General features: G+C 40.2%; 18 protein-coding genes, 1 tRNA gene, 1 pseudogene and 1 riboswitch. Of the genes and pseudogenes, 15 read left to right on the top strand and 5 right to left on the bottom strand.

What is annotated here, in order from left to right; genetic code table 11:
• Nucleotides 1–88: 88 nt before the first annotated feature.
• Nucleotides 89–859, bottom strand: a complete 771-nt coding sequence (locus BO219_RS06940; protein WP_035065069.1) for a DODA-type extradiol aromatic ring-opening family dioxygenase — start codon at nt 857–859, stop codon at nt 89–91.
• Between the two features lie 121 nt (nt 860–980).
• Here BO219_RS06940 and BO219_RS06935 point away from each other — a divergent pair, with 121 nt between their 5' ends.
• From BO219_RS06935 to metC, 3 genes are all read left to right on the top strand, one after another.
• On the top strand, nt 981–1,460 hold the full coding sequence (locus BO219_RS06935) for a cupin domain-containing protein (RefSeq protein ID WP_077428977.1): 480 nt from the start codon (nt 981–983) through the stop codon (nt 1,458–1,460).
• 114 nt (nt 1,461–1,574) lie between these two features.
• Nucleotides 1,575–1,682, top strand: a riboswitch (SAM riboswitch).
• 62 nt (nt 1,683–1,744) lie between these two features.
• On the top strand, nt 1,745–2,848 hold the full coding sequence (locus BO219_RS06930; RefSeq protein ID WP_077428976.1) for a methionine biosynthesis PLP-dependent protein: 1,104 nt from the start codon (nt 1,745–1,747) through the stop codon (nt 2,846–2,848).
• A gap of 3 nt (nt 2,849–2,851) precedes the next feature.
• Entirely contained in the window at nt 2,852–3,991 is a 1,140-nt protein-coding gene (metC, locus tag BO219_RS06925) for a cystathionine beta-lyase (RefSeq protein WP_077428975.1), read from the top strand.
• A 20-nt stretch (nt 3,992–4,011) separates the two neighbouring features.
• Here the strand turns inward: metC and BO219_RS06920 are convergent, their stop codons facing one another.
• Complete coding sequence (locus BO219_RS06920) at nt 4,012–4,548, bottom strand: HD domain-containing protein (protein ID WP_077428974.1); 537 nt, start codon at nt 4,546–4,548, stop codon at nt 4,012–4,014.
• 118 nt (nt 4,549–4,666) lie between these two features.
• On the opposite strand from BO219_RS06920, the gene BO219_RS06915 reads away from it, so the two are divergent.
• The gene (locus tag BO219_RS06915) at nt 4,667–5,299 is read left to right on the top strand and encodes a hypothetical protein (protein WP_077428973.1); all 633 of its coding nucleotides are present in this window, start codon (nt 4,667–4,669) and stop codon (nt 5,297–5,299) included.
• Between the two features lie 102 nt (nt 5,300–5,401).
• Nucleotides 5,402–5,474 (top strand) — tRNA-Val (locus tag BO219_RS06910).
• Nucleotides 5,475–5,591: 117 nt separating this feature from the next.
• On the opposite strand, the gene BO219_RS06905 is transcribed toward BO219_RS06910, so the two are convergent.
• Together BO219_RS06905 and BO219_RS06900 are read right to left on the bottom strand one after the other, a co-directional pair.
• Nucleotides 5,592–6,011: a tyrosine-type recombinase/integrase gene (locus tag BO219_RS06905; protein ID WP_230403160.1), complete on the bottom strand. Its 420-nt coding sequence runs from the start codon at nt 6,009–6,011 to the stop codon at nt 5,592–5,594.
• Between the two features lie 25 nt (nt 6,012–6,036).
• Nucleotides 6,037–6,252, bottom strand: coding sequence for an Arm DNA-binding domain-containing protein (locus BO219_RS06900; RefSeq protein ID WP_077428971.1), 216 nt, complete (start codon nt 6,250–6,252; stop codon nt 6,037–6,039).
• Nucleotides 6,253–6,546: 294 nt separating this feature from the next.
• On the opposite strand from BO219_RS06900, the pseudogene BO219_RS06890 reads away from it, so the two are divergent.
• From BO219_RS06890 to BO219_RS06875, 4 genes and pseudogenes are all read left to right on the top strand, one after another.
• Nucleotides 6,547–7,107 (top strand): annotated as a pseudogene (locus BO219_RS06890) (transposase); the annotation flags it as partial.
• Between the two features lie 353 nt (nt 7,108–7,460).
• Nucleotides 7,461–8,405 (top strand): plastocyanin/azurin family copper-binding protein, encoded by a 945-nt coding sequence (locus tag BO219_RS06885; protein WP_077428970.1) that lies wholly within the window; start codon nt 7,461–7,463, stop codon nt 8,403–8,405.
• 119 nt (nt 8,406–8,524) lie between these two features.
• Complete coding sequence (locus BO219_RS06880; RefSeq protein WP_043968598.1) at nt 8,525–8,908, top strand: DUF302 domain-containing protein; 384 nt, start codon at nt 8,525–8,527, stop codon at nt 8,906–8,908.
• A gap of 223 nt (nt 8,909–9,131) precedes the next feature.
• The gene (locus BO219_RS06875; protein WP_143271275.1) at nt 9,132–9,410 is read left to right on the top strand and encodes a DUF4175 domain-containing protein; all 279 of its coding nucleotides are present in this window, start codon (nt 9,132–9,134) and stop codon (nt 9,408–9,410) included.
• A 126-nt stretch (nt 9,411–9,536) separates the two neighbouring features.
• On the opposite strand, the gene BO219_RS06870 is transcribed toward BO219_RS06875, so the two are convergent.
• Nucleotides 9,537–10,613: a YncE family protein gene (locus BO219_RS06870; protein ID WP_077428968.1), complete on the bottom strand. Its 1,077-nt coding sequence runs from the start codon at nt 10,611–10,613 to the stop codon at nt 9,537–9,539.
• Between the two features lie 198 nt (nt 10,614–10,811).
• Here BO219_RS06870 and BO219_RS06865 point away from each other — a divergent pair, with 198 nt between their 5' ends.
• The 6 genes from BO219_RS06865 (at nt 10,812) to BO219_RS06835 (ending at nt 17,131) form a co-directional block, all read left to right on the top strand.
• Nucleotides 10,812–12,062 carry a hypothetical protein gene (locus BO219_RS06865; RefSeq protein WP_226373783.1) on the top strand — a complete coding sequence of 417 codons (1,251 nt, stop codon included), beginning with the start codon at nt 10,812–10,814 and terminating at the stop codon, nt 12,060–12,062.
• A gap of 631 nt (nt 12,063–12,693) precedes the next feature.
• The gene (locus BO219_RS06855) at nt 12,694–14,547 is read left to right on the top strand and encodes a copper-translocating P-type ATPase (protein WP_077428966.1); all 1,854 of its coding nucleotides are present in this window, start codon (nt 12,694–12,696) and stop codon (nt 14,545–14,547) included.
• Nucleotides 14,548–14,550: 3 nt separating this feature from the next.
• Nucleotides 14,551–14,931, top strand: coding sequence for a cupredoxin domain-containing protein (locus BO219_RS06850; RefSeq protein ID WP_226373782.1), 381 nt, complete (start codon nt 14,551–14,553; stop codon nt 14,929–14,931).
• A 61-nt stretch (nt 14,932–14,992) separates the two neighbouring features.
• Nucleotides 14,993–15,184 carry a DUF2933 domain-containing protein gene (locus tag BO219_RS15100; RefSeq protein ID WP_043968125.1) on the top strand — a complete coding sequence of 64 codons (192 nt, stop codon included), beginning with the start codon at nt 14,993–14,995 and terminating at the stop codon, nt 15,182–15,184.
• Between the two features lie 134 nt (nt 15,185–15,318).
• A complete protein-coding gene (locus tag BO219_RS06840; protein WP_042535852.1) occupies nt 15,319–15,702 on the top strand; it encodes a DUF302 domain-containing protein in 384 nt (127 codons plus the stop codon).
• Between the two features lie 130 nt (nt 15,703–15,832).
• Complete coding sequence (locus BO219_RS06835) at nt 15,833–17,131, top strand: cell wall-binding repeat-containing protein (protein WP_407637164.1); 1,299 nt, start codon at nt 15,833–15,835, stop codon at nt 17,129–17,131.
• Nucleotides 17,132–17,470: the final 339 nt, after the last annotated feature.

Raw genomic sequence — 17,470 nt, 5'->3', positions numbered from 1 at the left:
TGACTTTTTTCACATAAAATGATTATCAGATTTTTATAAAATTTTTATAAATATTTATACATTTATCATGAACAGTCAAAAGCCTCCTTTAAAACGATACAGCCATTAAACTTAAGCTTCCGTACTCGTATGCTCGAAATAAGACGCGTGGAGCTTCTTTGCGGTCGCCTGCTCCGTAGGCGATCCAGTACGGTGCTAAATGTTCTGGTGTTGGGACAGCTTGTTTCGCATAAGGGGCTTTTTCTTCATAGTGAAATACGTCTTCGCTTTGAGCGGATGATTGAGCAAGCAACCAATCATCGAAAGCAACAGCCCAAGAATCTGCTTTCGTTTGTTCATCCCAGCGAAGCGCCATTAAATTGTGCACTGTGCCACCGCTGCCGAGAATCATGACACCTTCGTCACGCAACGGGCGGAGTGCCTCTCCGAGTTGAAACAATTGCTTTGGTGTCCACCACGGAACGACAGATGCTTGGATGATTGGAATGTTTGCCTCTGGAAATAGTCGGCTTAACAATACCCATGAACCGTGGTCAAGTCCACGTGTTTCATCGACATTGACGATAGGTGAGACGTGTTTGAATTGATGTTGGACGCGTTTTGCCCATTCTACTGAACCTTGTGCAGCATAGGTTACTTCATACAATTCACGTGGGAAGCCGGAAAAGTCATAAATCATCTCATACGTTCCAGCGATCGACGAAACGGTCGGTTGGCGTGTCATCCAATGTGCAGTAAAGACGACGATAGCTTTTGGATGCATCTGTTTTCCGAGCGTTGTTAAAAACGATGTATATGCGCTATCTTCAATCGCTAACATCGGTGATCCATGCGCAAGAAATAAAGCAGGTGCTTTCATTATCTCCCTCCTTTTTTTTAATGTACCATATATATTTCTGATTTGTCGATTTTTGCATGTGAGGCGCATGGTCGGGCAGTTGTGCATAACATGACGATGAATATGAAAAAGAGGTGAGAACATGTATTATTACTATCCGCATTACGTGTATCCAATGTATCCATATCCGATCATGCCTTATCCGCTTCCGAGGGAATATACGAAAGATTACGGACCGAACCCGTTTGTCATTCAAATTGAAGAAGCGACGAAACGAAACAATATGTTCCGTACGACGTTATGGACAGGTCCGCATTTACAAGTGACGTTAATGAGCTTGCGTGTCGGGGAGGATATTGGTTTAGAAATTCATCCGGGCGTGGATCAATTTTTACGTATTGAACAAGGCGAAGGGATTGTACGGATGGGGAAAAAGAAAAACGAGCTAACGTTTGAACGACGAGTGGGCGACGGTTCTGCTATTTTTGTCCCTGCTGGAACGTGGCATAATGTAATAAATATTGGAAACGTTCCGCTAAAATTGTATTCCATCTATGCACCGCCACAACATCCAGCGGGTACCGTCCATCCGACAAAAGCCGATGCTCTTGCGGCGGAATGAGAGAAAAGACTTGGGGGAAGCCCTCACGTGTTGGAAAAGGATAAAAAATAGTTGCAATTTTTCGGAAAATAAGATACATTAATTAAAAATCAGAAAATTCAATATCGTTTTACGTTCTTATCAAGAGAAGGGGAGGGACTGGCCCGATGAACCTTCAGCAACCAGCCGAAAGCGGTCAGGTGCTAAATCCAGCGAATTGGCGTTCAATTCGGAAGATAAGAAGAAGCGACTGTAAAAGCCTTCTTCTTTGAAGGCTTTTATTTTTTTAGAAAGGAAGAGAGCGAATGAGTCATATCGAAACACGGTTAGCGCAAATTGGAAATCGAAGCGAGACAGCGACAGGGACGGTCAATCCGCCTGTCTATTTTTCAACAGCGTATCGTCATGAAGGGATCGGACAGTCGACAGGGTACGATTACATTCGGACAGGAAACCCGACGAGACGTATTGTCGAGGAGGCGATTGCGCAGTTAGAAGAAGGGGATCAAGGGTTTGCATGTAGCTCAGGCATGGCGGCGATTCAAACGTTGTTTGCGTTGTTTGAAAGCGGCGATCATTTCCTCGTTTCGGCCGATTTATATGGCGGAACGTATCGGCTATTTGAAAAAGGGTGGAAGAAATACGGTTTATCGTTTACATACGTTGATTTTCGCGATCTCGATGCGGTAAAGGCGCATGTGACGGACAAAACGAAAGCGATTTTTTTAGAAACGCCGACAAATCCACTTATGCAAGAGGCGGATATTGAAGCGGTGGCAACGTTTGCGAAGCAATATGGGCTGCTTCTTATCGTCGATAATACGTTTTACACCCCTGTGTTACAAAAGCCATTAACGAAAGGGGCGGACATCGTCATTCATAGCGCAACGAAATATTTAGGCGGGCATAACGACGTGCTTGCCGGGCTCATTGTTGCCAAAGGAAAAGAGCTGTGCGAGCAACTCGCGATGTATCATAACGCCATCGGTGCGGTGTTGTCTCCGTTTGATTCATGGCTGTTAATTCGCGGCATGAAGACGCTTGCGCTGCGCATGCGTCAGCACGAACAAAACGCAAAGGCGATATATAAATTTTTAGTCGAACATGAAGATGTGACGGACGTATTGTATCCGGGAAGAGGAGGAATGTTGTCGTTTCGCGTGCGCGATGAAAAATGGGTGAATACCTTTTTACGAAGTTTAAAACTGATTACGTTTGCGGAAAGTTTAGGCGGTGTCGAAAGTTTTATTACGTATCCCGCAACGCAAACGCATATGGATATTCCAGAGGATATTCGCATCGCCAACGGGGTATGTAATCGTTTGTTACGTTTTTCGGTCGGCATTGAACACGATGATGATTTAATTGCTGATTTAGCACAAGCGTTTCAGCGTATGAAAGAGGTGTGAAAAGTGGATGTACAAACAAAGCTCGTTCACAATCAATGGCAGATTGATACGCAAACGGGGGCAGTGAGTGTCCCGATTCATCATGCGTCGACGTTTCATCAGTTTGATTTTGATACGTTTGGCAAGTACGATTATAGCCGTTCGGGAAATCCGACACGCGAGGCGTTGGAGGAGACGATTGCGGAATTAGAAGGTGGAGTGAGCGGTTTTGCGTTCGCTTCCGGCATGGCTGCCATTTCTACGGCATTTTTATTGTTGTCAAAAGGCGATCACGTACTGATTACCGATGACGTATATGGTGGAACGTATCGCATCATCACGGACGTATTGAGCCGATTTGGCATTGAACATACGTTTGTTGATATGACCGATTTAGATGCGGTGGCGCGTCACATTCGTCCAAATACGAAAGTCATTTATATGGAAACGCCGTCCAATCCGCTTTTGAAAATTACAGATATTCGTGGGGTTGTGAAGCTTGCGAAAGCGCACGGTTGTTTGACGTTTTTAGATAATACGTTTGCGACTCCTTTGTTGCAGCGTCCGCTTGATCTCGGTGTCGATGTCGTTTTGCATAGCGCAACGAAATTTTTAGCAGGTCATAGCGATGTCATTGCTGGACTTGCGGTTGTGAAAGACGAGCGTCTCGCAAAACAGCTTCGCAAACTGCAATATTCGTTTGGGGCCGTGCTCGGTGTGCAAGATGCGTGGCTTGTGTTGCGTGGATTAAAAACGTTGCACGTTCGGTTAGAGCATTCGTCTCGTTCAGCTATGCAATTGGCGCAATTTTTACATCGTCATCCGAAAGTGGCACATGTATATTATCCAGGGCTTTCGCATCATGAGGGGCACGTCATTCATCGCGAACAAGCGCGCGGATTTGGGGCGGTGTTGTCGTTTGAATTGGAAGATGAACAAGCGGTGCGAACGTTCGTCCAACATGCGCACATTCCTATTTTTGCGGTCAGTTTAGGGGCGGTCGAATCGATTTTATCGTATCCAGCGAAAATGTCGCATGCGGCGATGCCGAAAGCGGAACGCCTTCGTCGCGGCATTACGGACGGTTTGTTGCGCATAAGCGTTGGACTTGAGGCAATGGATGATTTAATGGCCGACTTTGAACAGGCGTTATCGTATGTATAGGCTAGGTATAACACCTAGCCTTAGCTAATTTGGTCGAGAGCGTTACGTTGTAGTTGTTGTTCGACCATGCGATCGAGCTGTTGAATTTTTTTTAAAGCGAGTTCGTCATCGATTTGGCGATAATGATGTTTGCCACCCGGTTCTTCATCTGCTTCATCGGCGAGCTTCACGATCGTTTGAAGCGGTTTTCGTTTTAGTTCTCCTTCTGGAAGATACGAATCGGTGTGAAGCAAAATGGCGAGGGCAATTTCTTTGGCGTGTTGAGGATGTTCGCCGAGTCGAATAAGTAACTTATGCGCTCGCTCTGCCCCTTTAATCGCATGAATATCGTTTTGTTTATATGTTTCATAGTCCCACGTTCCGTTTGAGTACCATTCATAATGACCGATATCGTGAAGCAAAGCAGCTTTTGTCGCTAAATCGACGTTCACTCCATAAAGCAAGGCGAGGCGATATGCGTGGTATGCGGTAGCGATGGCGTGCGCGACGCCTGAACGTTTCAAATATTTTTGAGTGATGGGGTGAAGGAAGATGTCAGTTAATGTGACACGTCTCATAGCTCACCATCCCTTTCGAATGTTTTTCTAATCATCATACCACGTCTACTTTTAACATGGCAATACATATTTTTTTCGTTTTTTCTTCATACTAAATGAAAAAGTATGGAGGACACATATGTTTTTATCATTATTATTATCGGTTATGACAGCGCTTTCGTTCAATGGGGATACTTGCACAAAAAAATTAGAGGAAGCAAACGTACAACTATGTGGCAAAGAAGATGGAGATTGGGTGCGTCATTTTACGCTTCACGTCGGTCAACAGACGTATGCGTTTCCGGAATGGGAACATGTCAACGATCCGAAGGTGATCCCGCAATTGCATTCGGTAGATGTCACAAAAGATGGAAAAGAAGATATTGTCGTTTTTCTCGTGAAAGCGCGCGGCAACGGCACGTATAAAAACGAAGTGCACGTATTTGCCCATCACGAAAACGGGATAGAAGAAATGATCGTCGAAGATCCGCGCACCGTTGTTTTGAAGAGTGTGAAGATGAGGGAAACAGACGAAGGAACAGAGCTGATTATAGATCATGTGCACGCGCTCATTCCGTATAACCGCCAAGGCGGGAAAGGCGTCAAAGTGACGTTCGATCGCTTTTTAAAATACGCGCTCGATAAACAAAAACTGAAGGCCGTTTTACTTCTCGAACGAAAAAAAGGCGAATACATCGGCAGTTTAATCGTCACGTATGAATATAAAGACGGTCTTTTCCAAGGCACGCATATCGACTTTATCCGCCATTAGCCATTGCATACGCGATGGCTAAAAATTTTTTAAAAAAAATATTTGACAATGTGGGGGGACGTCAGTATAATAAAAAATGTGTTCGATAGGACAACAACATACGATTCCGTAGCTCAGCTGGGAGAGCGCCACCTTGACAGGGTGGAGGTCGCTGGTTCGAGCCCAGTCGGAATCATCAAGTGAAATCCCTTGAGCCACAAGGCTTCAAGGGATTTTTTATTTCTGTTGTCATTCGTTATTTTTGGTGTTTTTGGTGACTTGGTGTGATTTTTGGAGTGATTGATTTAAAACTTTATTCCTCCTCAAACAATTGCTCGAATTTTTCGGCTGCTGTTTCTTGTATGCTTGGAAGCAAATGAGAGTAAGTATCCATTGTCATTTTGATACTCGCATGTCCTAACCGTTCCGAAACGACCTTCATATGAACATTTTGTTGTAACAGCAAAGTTGCATGTGTATGCCTTAATGAGTGCAATGTAATATCCTTTTCTAATTTCATCTTTTTATAAGTATTTCGGAATGCCCGTGTTAAGTTATCTACATACACACTTGTTCCGTTTACTGTGCAAATAACTAAGTTGTTGTCCTCATAGTTTTCGTTCTCTGCTTTTTCAATTTCTTGTATTTGTTTATGTTTTTTCAATTCCTCCACAAGATAGTTGCTAATAGCAATGACTCTTGTAGATGGCTTCGTTTTTGTAGAGTGTTGAATCGTTCGTTGATGTTTAAGAAGTGTTTTATTTATTCTGATACTCTTTAAAGTAGTCTTTTACAGTAATTTTTGATTCTTGAATGGATATTCCTTGCTGCAATTCGTATCTTTTCTGTCTCTCCGCTGCTTCTGCATCAGTTTTTCTAGCAAAGCCTCTTTTTTTGTATCTTTTTTTCTTATAAATAAATTCATAATACCAACTTTCTCTTTTCTTTATGGAGTGATCTTTATACACTGGCATAACAAAACCCCCTTAAAGCGTATAGAATTATTTTAGAAGAAAAAGGTAGAGGTATGGAGGGGACTTTTTATCAACCATTGGCATTCTCAGAGAGTATATGAGATGCTCATATTTTTGTTTGAAATTTCCTGAAATTAGGTATTAGGTTATAATTAAAGTATGAACTCAACATATTTTTAAACAGTTAAGTCCATATAATTGTGTAAAAAGGGAAATAGAAAAAGAGCCATGTTGCTTCCCTTTGGTAGAATAAACAGTGGACCAAAAACACCAAACATAAGGAGGAATGCAACCATGGCTCAATATCATATTGCCCTAAATGATGAACTTTTGCACGGGTTATTCACCAGAGATGAGGGATTAGCTAAGCTATTGGAACAAGTCCTCAATCAAATCCTCGAGGCACAAGTAGAAGAACAGCTGGGAGCTCGCCGTTATGAACGAACGGAAGAACGAAAAGGCTATCGAAACGGTTCGTATCCACGCCAGCTGACGACCCGGGTGGGACGGTTGACCTTGCGCGTTCCACGGACAAGAGATGGGGAGTTCTCTACGGAACTGTTCCAACGGTATCAACGGAGCGAAAAAGCACTGGTACTGGCACTAATGGAAATGGTGGTAAACGGGGTGTCTACCCGAAAAATCACTCAAATCACGGAGGAATTATGCGGTCTGCGCACGACCAACGGAGTGGAACGGCTGAACGAAGAAATTCGCCGCAGAGAACGGGTTATCCGCATCTTTCCGAACCGGGAATCGGTGTATCGCCTCGTTGGTGCCGTGTTGATCGAAATCGATGAAAAATGGATGTCAGGGCGCAAATACTTGGATATGGCTGAATATTGGCAGTGGCGGAACCTTGACAACATGATCATTTGTCCGGGAAGGCGACCGGCAGGGAGACTTGCCGGTCTTACCTACCATACGTCAAGTCATCAGGTTCATGTTGTCTATCAAAGGGGAATTTACACAATAATTTGGACTTGACCTTGGCACTCCTTGTTTATTTTTGATAAATTTCCAAGATTGACGGAAATATAATTAAGAAAATTTTGAAAAATAACCTCATTGCATAAAGGATTATAAGTCCTGCTATTATTCCAGACATTACGTTTATTCATATGAATTTAATAAATTTAAAAAGGACTAACTAACCGCTTGCCCACATATATGTGTACAAATAAAAACTTACAGGGAGGGATCGTTCATTGTCGATTTTATTAACTGGAATCATTGTAACGATTTTATCTTTGATTGTTATTGTTTTCGTATTCATAAAAAGAAAGAAAATCACATGTATGGTCGGAATGATGGTGGCGATGGCTTTAGGAATGTTGGTCGGGCTAACAGATGGCTTGCTGGCCGGGATTTTGTATAGCGGTAACCTCTTTTTCTCAACCGTTTTAGGAATGGGTTTTGGGTTTTTAGCCGGTTTTTTGACCGGGCTGCCGATTAGTGTCATGGCCATCATAGATGGCGTTTTGTCAGGAATAATGGGCGGAATGATGGGAGCGATGTTAGGAGAAATGATTTCGCCGCAACACCAAAATTCAATGATTCGTGTAATGCTCGTCATATTTGTTGGGATGATTGGTATTGTTTTATACATGCTTCAGCAAGAAACTGGTTTTAACCGTTTCTCTTTCATCAACAAAATATTCCATAATCCATTGTTATTATCAATCGTCTTTCTGCTGTTTTTCTACACCTATAACCACTTATACAATGAACTCGCTCAAGACCATAACGTGCCCATAAAAAATTCCCATATGAGTCAATCGATGACCCATAATAAGTCGTCTGGCTCTCCGTTGAATTCCAGTACAAAGGCGAAAAAAGTAGTCATTGAAGCAACCGAATTTGCTTACTTCCCTAAAGATTTCAAACTTTCTGCAGGACAACCCGTAACCTTAATTTTCAAAAATAGCGGTGAAGTTGAACATGATATCGAATTCGAAAATATGAAAGCATCTCTCTTACAACAGAGTCACCATGGGCATCATTCAAAAAATCAAACCGTTCATATTCATTCTTTACCGGGAAAAACAGCTGAAGTGAAGTTCATACCAATCGAAAGCGGTGTTTTTCGCTTTTATTGCACGGTTCCCGGACATAAAGAATCTGGTATGGTTGGATTCGTTGAAGTTTCTTAACAAAGTGAAGTAGCTGCCGAGACAATGCTCGGCTTTTTTCATTTATATTATTGTTTAGTTTTACATACAACTAAAGTGAAATAACATGCAATATGTTGGAGAAGGGCGGTTGAATGAAGGTGTTTCATTATACGATTGAAGTACAAAGGGGAATGAACGAAACGATAAAGATGTTGGAAGAAAGCTTGAAAAAAGAAGGATTTGGAGTTTTGTGGAAATTTAGTGTAACGGAAAAACTGCAGGAAAAAGGATTCGATTTTCCAATACCATTTGTGATTTTGGAAGTATGTAATCCGCAAGAAGCAGCGCGTGTGCTTTCTGAAAACTTATTAGCAGGTTATTTTCTTCCGTGCAAAATCGTGGTGTATAAAGAAAATGAAACAACAAAAATTGGTATGCCAAAACCAACCATGTTAATCAGCATGATGAATCATGAAGAACTGAAAAAACTAGCGGAAGACATTGAAAAGAGATTAATATCCTGTATTGATGAATGCAGATAAATAGCTGTTAAATGAACCGAAAATAACATTGTCTAAACCTTCGAGAAAAAGCCTTTATTAGGCTTTTTCTCTTTTATGTAAAATTTGGGAGGAGTTTAGTCCATTTTTCGAAAATATCCAATTAACAAATAATAATCCAAGACAAGAAATTGTAAATTTTTATGAACACTTTCTCCATACTTTTCCTTTATTCTAAAACCAGAAAAGGATGGAGGTGTTGAAAATGAAAAAACTTATTTCAGGTTTGTTCGTCCTTGTTTCATCTTTTGTATTAGCTACAGCTGTTTTTGCAGCAAATAAAAATGATAATAATGATTGGAAAGAAATGTTGCCAATGATGAAACAAATGCATCCAAATTTATCAGAGGAACAATTACAAAAAATGTATGAACAGTGTCGAAATACTAAAAATATGGATCAAATGATGGAACATATGATGAATAATAGCAAAACGAATCAACAAATGATGAAACAAGGACATATGAACAATCATATGATGTAGCAAGGTTTAATCAAATATATTTAAGCACTGTAGGCTTAAAACTACGGTGCTTTTTTATGCGTAAATTTCAGCAAATAGAAAAGAAAAACAGCAGGTTTAAAAACTCAACCTGCTGTTTATTTATATTTACGGCATGACGCTGATCCCGTTCGGAATTTCACCTACTTGAATCGTTTTGATTACTTTGCTTTGCTCTTTATCAATGACACTCACCGTGTTGTCAAACATATTGGTGACGAAAACATATTTTTGATTCGGACTTGTGACAACTCCGTGCGCTCCTTTGCCTGTTTCAATTGTGGCAACTACTTGTTTCGTTTTTATGTTTATTTTGCATACGGAATGAGACGGTGCATCTTTCGTCCCTTGATTGGCTACATAAGCAAATGTATCGTCAGGATCCATGTACACTTGGGCTGGTCCCCGACCGACCGGAACTTTTTCCACTTTACCGCTTGCTAAGTCAACAATGGCGAGGGCATTCTCTGCATTTAACGTTACGGCTAATGTTTTACCGTCCGAGGTAATACCGGTTGTTACAGGAGTAGATCCTACTTTTATTTTCTTTTCTTCTTTCATCGTTTCTAAATTGAGGATACTGACGCTATCTTCTCCCATGTTGGCAATATACGCATAACGGCTATCTTTAGAGATCCGGAAACCATGCGGACCTTTTCCAGTTGGAATTGTTTGGATGACTGAGTAGCTCGCCATATCAATGACTGAAACGTTATTGTCTTCATTATTGGTAACGAGAGCGTACTTTCCATTTTCGGTGAAAACGATATGAGCAGGGTGATTCCCCACTTCCACTTTCTTTATTAATTCGTCTGTTTCTGTATTATAAAACAACGCCATTCCTTTCATATCCATTGATTGATCATTTCCATGTTGCATTTCCGGAACTAAAGTAGCGCCGAGAATTTTTCCGTCAGGAGAAACTTGGACGTTATGAACCGCACCGTCTACTTTGATTGTTGCGACCACTTGATTCGTTTCTACATCAATTTTTGAAATACTTCCGCCTTCATTAGCAATGAAGTAATATTTTTTCGTTTCTTTTCTTTGCTCTTTTTTGGTGGCTGCGGCCTGTTTGTTTTCACCTAAAGTAGTGTTGTTTTTTTGAGAATTCGCTCCGCAACCTCCTAAAACAAACATAAACATCGTCAATAAGGTTAACAACGCAATGATCGTTTTACGCATCAAGTATTTCCTCCTTTTGCTTTATTGTGTCTGAAGACATGATATTAGCAAAAATATTTAGTCGCTGTGACGAATTTCACAATAAAAATAAAATTTCTTAAAATAGTTACAGTTTATTGAAATTCATAAATTCTGCAAATTTATCCTATAAAATAAAAATATTTTAAATTATTTATGGAATAAGAAGGAGGAACTGTTGTGGGAGCGAATTTCGAAAGAATGATTCAAGAGTATCGAGGTGACATGGAATCAGTCTATCAAACTTGGTTTATCGATAATGACCAAAGATTAAAAGCATTTCGTACTATTCGAAACGGTGTTATAGAGGTAATTAAGGATATAGAAAACAATACATTCGGAAATGACTTTAAAGGGTCCACGTTAGAAATTGTAGTTACAGCCATTGCAGAACAAAAACAAGTTTTTGAAGGAGCCGCCCACGCGTTTTATTGGAAGCCGAAACTTCGAATACCGGATATTTATGAAAATGAACGTAATAAAAAGGCTTTTGGGAGATTTTTAAAATCATGTCTTCAAGCAACAACGGAAAAGCAACTTATAGAAGAAATTGTTAAACTAGATCAATCACAAATTAAAGGACTTGGACCTGCTGTAGCTAATATTCTCTATTTTCTTCATCCAACTGTTTTTCCACCTTTTAATACAGCTATTGTAAAAGGTTTTAACCTTTTGTTTGACCAAAAAATAAAGCTTGGTTCGTGGCAAGAATATTTAAAAATGAGAGAAATCATTTTAGATTTTAATGATAAATATAGAAACTTACTATCAAAGGACCTTGGTGCAGTAGGAGGACTCCTGTTTGAAATTGGAACGGGAAGATTAGTCATTAGTGAAAACTATGAAATCACATTAGAAAATATGGAAAAGCAAACAAAAGCAAAAATGAAACGTCATTCTGAAGTGATAAATGATGCTATCGAGGAAAATGACCACTCGGAAATGCAATATCATTTAGCAAGATTAGGGAAAGCGCTTGGTTATGATGTATGGATTGCTCAAAATGATCATAAGAGAGAGTGGAATAATCAAAAGTTAGGGGAATTTTCCTTAAAACGCTTAAATTTGCCCAATATCTCTCAGTCAATAAAGGAAACCATTGCTCTCATTGATGTCATTTGGTTGGACAAAAAAGAAAGAATTGTTGGTGCATTTGAGGTTGAAAAAAGTACATCTATCTATTCTGGGATTTTAAGACTCTATGACTTGGCTTTAACTATGAGTGAAAATCAAACTAAGTTTTATTTAGTTGCTCCGGATAAACGCGAGAAAGAAATTAAAGCACAACTTTTAAGGCCGTCCATTCGACATTCAAATGCCTGTCAAATTTCTTACATTTTATTTTCTGAACTCCGATGTGATTGTGATGCGATGTGCAAATTTGGGACTGACATAGGTGTTTTAGACAAAATTTCAAGAAATGTTGGATAAGTATCTAAACGTTTCACTCGGTTGGATAAAAATCAGTTACGTTTCATTGGTTACTGGTCAACAAGAAGCATGAAGCGAAACGACAGTCCACTATGGAGCCGTGTGCGGCGTCGACAAATCAAAACCGTGATGAAAACAATCATCTTTTTTACAGTTAAATGCGTTCATCAGGATTCAGGTGTCACCTAATTTTCTGAATTTCTCCATAGAATCTCCATATTTTATTTTTAACATGATCATAAAAGAAAGAAAAAATGTACAATTTGTTCACGGAGGGGAATTTATGAAGGGGAATAAACATATTTCTAGCACCCATAACAAAAATCATCACCATGACCACCATCATCATGATCATGGTCATCATCACGCTCACCATCAAGAGAAACATTCATGTCATCACGAATCCAACACTTTCAGTTCTAGCTCGATACACTCGGATACCTCACATCAAACAGAAGAGAGAGAAAAACACGAAGATGATGAACAATTGTATCGAAAACTAATGAAAAAATGGTGGTTTGCCGGAATATTGTCGGTTCCTATTATATTGGTATCTTATCCAGATTTTTTTCCAATCATAAGAAATTTGTTGCCTATGGGAAGCAGTCAACTCTGGTTTAGCAGACTGCTCATGGCAGTAGTAGCCTTAATTGTGATGATTTATAGCGGAAGCCAGTTTTTCATTGGGGCATGGGAAGGATTAAAACAACGTTCAGCCAATATGCATACACTGATTGTCATCGGGATCAGTGCGGCATGGATTTATTCGGTTGTCGCCTTGCTTTGGCCGGACTTATTTCCAGATCCATCGATGGCGGAAGTGTATTACGATGTTTCAACGGTTGTCACGGCGTTAGTTGTATTAGGAATGGCGATGGAAGAAAAAGCGAAGGGCAAATCATCTGAAGCGATTAAAAGACTCATTGGTTTACAACCTAAGACGGCTCGGGTGTTAAAAGAAGGAGTCGAAACAGAAATTCCTGTATCGCGAATTCAGATCGGGGATATCGTTGTTGTACGGCCCGGTGAAAAGATACCGGTGGACGGGATGATTCTTGACGGAAGTTCAACTGTTGATGAATCGATGTTGACCGGCGAATCGTTGCCTGTACAGAAAGTTCAAGGAGACGAAGTATTTGGCGGCACGATGAATAAAACAGGGAGCTTTACATTTCAGGTGACAAAGTCACCGGATGATACCGCATTATCTAATATCATCAACATGGTGAAGCAAGCTCAAGGCTCCCGTATCCCTGTTCAACGAATTGTTGATAAAGTTTCTGCGATTTTTACTCCGAGTGTAATCATTTTAGCTATCATTGGGTACTTAATTTGGTTTAATTTCGGTCCTTCACCTTCAAGTATGTATGCTCTAATTGTTTTAGTGACGACGCTCATTATTGCCTGTCCTTGTGCATTAGGAATGGCCACTCCTATGTCTTTAACAACCGGGATAGGCAAAGGAGCGGAAAACGGGATTCTCATCCGTTCCGGCGAAGCGCTGCAAATCGCCCAGAAATTAACGACCATCGTTTTAGATAAGACGGGGACGATCACCATGGGCAAACCTTCATTAACCGATGTGATCGCCGTTGGTTCCCTCAAAGAAAAAGAATTAATTTATTTCGCAGCAACGCTCGAACAAGGATCGGAACATCCGTTAGCAGGTGCAATACTTGAAGCAGCTAAAGAGAAAAATATATTGCTGGGAAAAACCGAGAATTTTGAAGCTATACCGGGGCATGGCGTGCAAGGATGGATTGATGACCACCATGTTCTATTCGGAAACTTAAAACTCATGAAGAAAGGCAACATTGCAACAGAAGCCTATATACAACATGCCGAAAGATTGGCGGACGAAGGAAAAACACCTATGTTTTTGGCGGTTGATGGAAAACCGGAAGGAGTCATCTCCGTAGCGGATACGGTGAAACAAGATTCTTTAGAGGCAATTACGGCAATGAAAAACATCGGATTAGAGGTGATCATGGTTACGGGGGATAATGAGCGAACGGCGCGTGCAATCGCGACAAACGTAGGGATTACCAATGTCATCTCCGATGTGCTCCCGCAGAATAAAGCAGAAATTGTCCGGAAACTGCAAGCAGATGGAAAAAAAGTAGCGATGGTGGGAGACGGAATCAATGATGCCCCGGCACTTACGCAGGCAGATATTGGAATGGCAATTGGAACCGGTACGGATGTAGCGATTGAAGCGAGTGATATTACCCTTGTTAAAGGAAGTTTAAAATCGGTAGTGCAGGCGATTCAAATTAGTCGGGCAACGATGAGAAATGTATATCAAAATTTAATTGGTGCGTTCATTTATAATGCACTAGGCATCCCAATCGCTCTTGGCGTGCTCTATCCATTGACCGGTTCATTATTGTCTCCGCTTGTAGCCGCAGCGGCAATGGCGTTTAGCTCTGTTACAGTTGTGGCAAACGCCAATCGCCTGAAACGTTTTAAACCAAAGGAGGTATGATTGATGGATATGACTCAAATGATCGTTAATGTGAGTGGGCTGCTCCTTATTGTTTTCGTTGCTTGGTTTTTCTGGGGGCCTAAAAAGGGCGGATACAAAGCTACCTTCACCCCATCTGGATATCAAGAAGCAGAAATAATCGTCAAAGGTGGCTATACTCCACACATTGTTGTAGTAAAAAAAGGAAAGCCGGTGAAGTTTCAATTTATTCGAAAAGAGGAAAACTCTTGTTCGGAAATGGTTGTATTTCCTGAATTCAATAAAAGTGCGGCTCTCCCTGTTGGGGAAAAGGTGACGGTTGAATTTCTGCCAAAAGAAAGCGGAGAATATTCGTTTCAATGTCAAATGGGGATGTATCGCGGGAAAGTAGTTGTCCAGGATTAAAAGATGACATAGTGGTTTTTTCATAAAAGCTGTAAACTAAGCGGAAGAGGAGAGAGACGGAATGAATTGGGCTAATCTTTTAATATTGTTACTATGTCCTTTAATGATGCTATTTTGTATGAGAGGACATAAGCATCATAAACATCATGATCATCATTCTTCTGATCATCATTCCATCAAGGAATTACAGGATCAGATTACAAAATTACAGACAGACAATGAACGATTAAAGGAACAATTAAAAAGTAAATGAGTGGTGAGAAGGGTGTACTAAAAGTGCTCGCTTTTAGTACGCACTTGGCTTTTATGTTATATTATTATTAAGTTTTACATACAACTAAGTGGAATAGCATACAAAAATATGTTGGAGAAAGGTGGTTGATGAAAGTGTTTCATTATACGGTTGAAGTACAAAAGGAAATGAATGAAACGATGGAAATATTGGAGGAGAGTTTAAAAAGAGAAGGATTCGGAGTTTTGTGGAAATTTAGCGTCACGGAAAAGCTTCAAGAAAAAGGATTCGATTTTCAAACACCGTTTGTGATTTTGGAAGTATGCAATCCTCAAGAGGCAGCGCGTGTACTTTCTGAAAATTTATTGGCAGGTTATTTTTTGCCATGCAAAATCGTGGTGTATAAAGAAAATGAAACGACAAAAATTGGGATGCCAAAACCAACCATGTTGATCAGCATGATGAATAATGAACAATTGGAACACTTAGCCGAGGATATTGAAAAAAGATTGATATCCTGCATCAATGAGTGTAAATAAAATAAAGTGAAAATCACATTGTTTTTTGATAAAAAGCCTTTTATTATGGAATTTGGGAAAAGTTTAAAAGTAATAACAAATGGGGATAAATACAATAAAGAAAAGATTCTTTCAGGGAGGATTACACATGATCAGTAAATTACTTAGGGGAGTCCTAGTAGCTGTGCTACCTATCTTTATCATTACCGGATGTAACAATCAAAACAATGACCATAATCAGATGGATCATGATTCGAAAGAAATGGATCATGCAAATATGAATCATGAAGATATGGATATGTCCTCCAATGATAAAGACAAAGATAACAAAACAAATGAAATGGAGTTCGCGAAGCCGCCAAACTCATTCAACCGTTTAGCAAGCCAAAACATGATCGTAACAGCGACGAAAAACGTTACTCGTATCAACACGGATGATCCTATTGAGTTATCCGTCATGGTTTCACAAACGGTTTGGCCTGCCACCCATAAAGAAAACCAGCCCGGCGGAATTATTTTAGTGCCCGTTGAAAGTTGGCAAATCGCATTGGCAAGTGTAGACTTAATTCATCATCCGAACAACGGCCCTGTTTTATTTACAAAAGATCAAAAAATACCGGATGCCGTCTTAAAGGAAATAAACCGCCTTCAGCCTTTAGGCACAGCTGACGGTACGCAAATTATGGTGATAGGAAATCTTGGTAAAAGCGAACTAGATAAATTAAAGAATTTTAAGCTGAAACAAATTAGTGAAACAGATCCGGCTGCGTTTGCGAAAGAAATTGACCAATTTTACAGCGACATTGCCGGTAAGACTCCACAAAGTGTGATTATTGGTTCTTTGGAAGATAAGGCGAAATTGTACACTCTCACAGCCGCCAATTGGATTGCACACATGGAAGAACCGTTACTGTACGTCTCTTCGAATGAAATTCCACAGCCAACAAAAGAGGCGTTACAGCAAAGAAAAGGAAAAGCAAATATATATCTTTTAGGTCCCGAATCAGTAATCTCTAAAGAAGTGGAAAACGAACTAACATCATTTGGCACCGTTGTCCGAATCGCAGGCGATACACCGGTGCAACAATCCGTTTCTTTTGCTACCTACAAAGATGAAAAAACGAAGTTTGGTTGGGGGCTAAATGATCCGGGACATGGCGTATCATTTATTTCAACGAAAACCCCTGAACTAGCGATTGCGGCTGCACCGTTTTCCCATCTAGGAAAACACGCACCTTTAATATGGCTAGAGAATGGGACATTAACAAAGGACGTATACGAATTTTTAGCCCGTTTAAAACCAACTTTTACGGATGATCCAACAGTGGGACCGTATAACCACGCATTTTTATCTGGTACATTCCGTTCCATCTCTTATCAAACACAAGGAATCATCGATGAAAAGCTCGAAATTATTCCCGCAACCGGAGAAGGACATGCAGGGCATTAGAAGCACGTAAATCTATATACGCAAAACAGCTTGCAAGCCGAGCAAGCTGTTTTTTTTATTTTTGAAACTTGTGGTGTTAATATGATGATGCAAACATATGGCATTCAACTAACATCAAAGGTTCTTGAATTATTCGCATATCATCACATACAACTTCTACAAGCTAATTTGTAATGATTCATGTTGTTTAAGAAACATGTAAGCAACAAAGTATGATTATGATGACAGAGCCATTAGGCCATTAGAAATTCTAATCGATTTTTGAAAATATCTAATTACTAATGATAATTCGCGACAAAAATTTGTAAATGTTTATGAACACTTTCTCCATACTTTTCC

Origin of the sequence: Anoxybacillus kestanbolensis (assembly GCF_001996285.1) — a bacterium.
Classification (GTDB): Bacteria; Bacillota; Bacilli; order Bacillales; family Anoxybacillaceae; genus Anoxybacillus; species Anoxybacillus kestanbolensis_A.
Note: the sequence above shows the minus strand (reverse complement) of the source record. Positions and strands in the feature narration are given on the sequence as shown.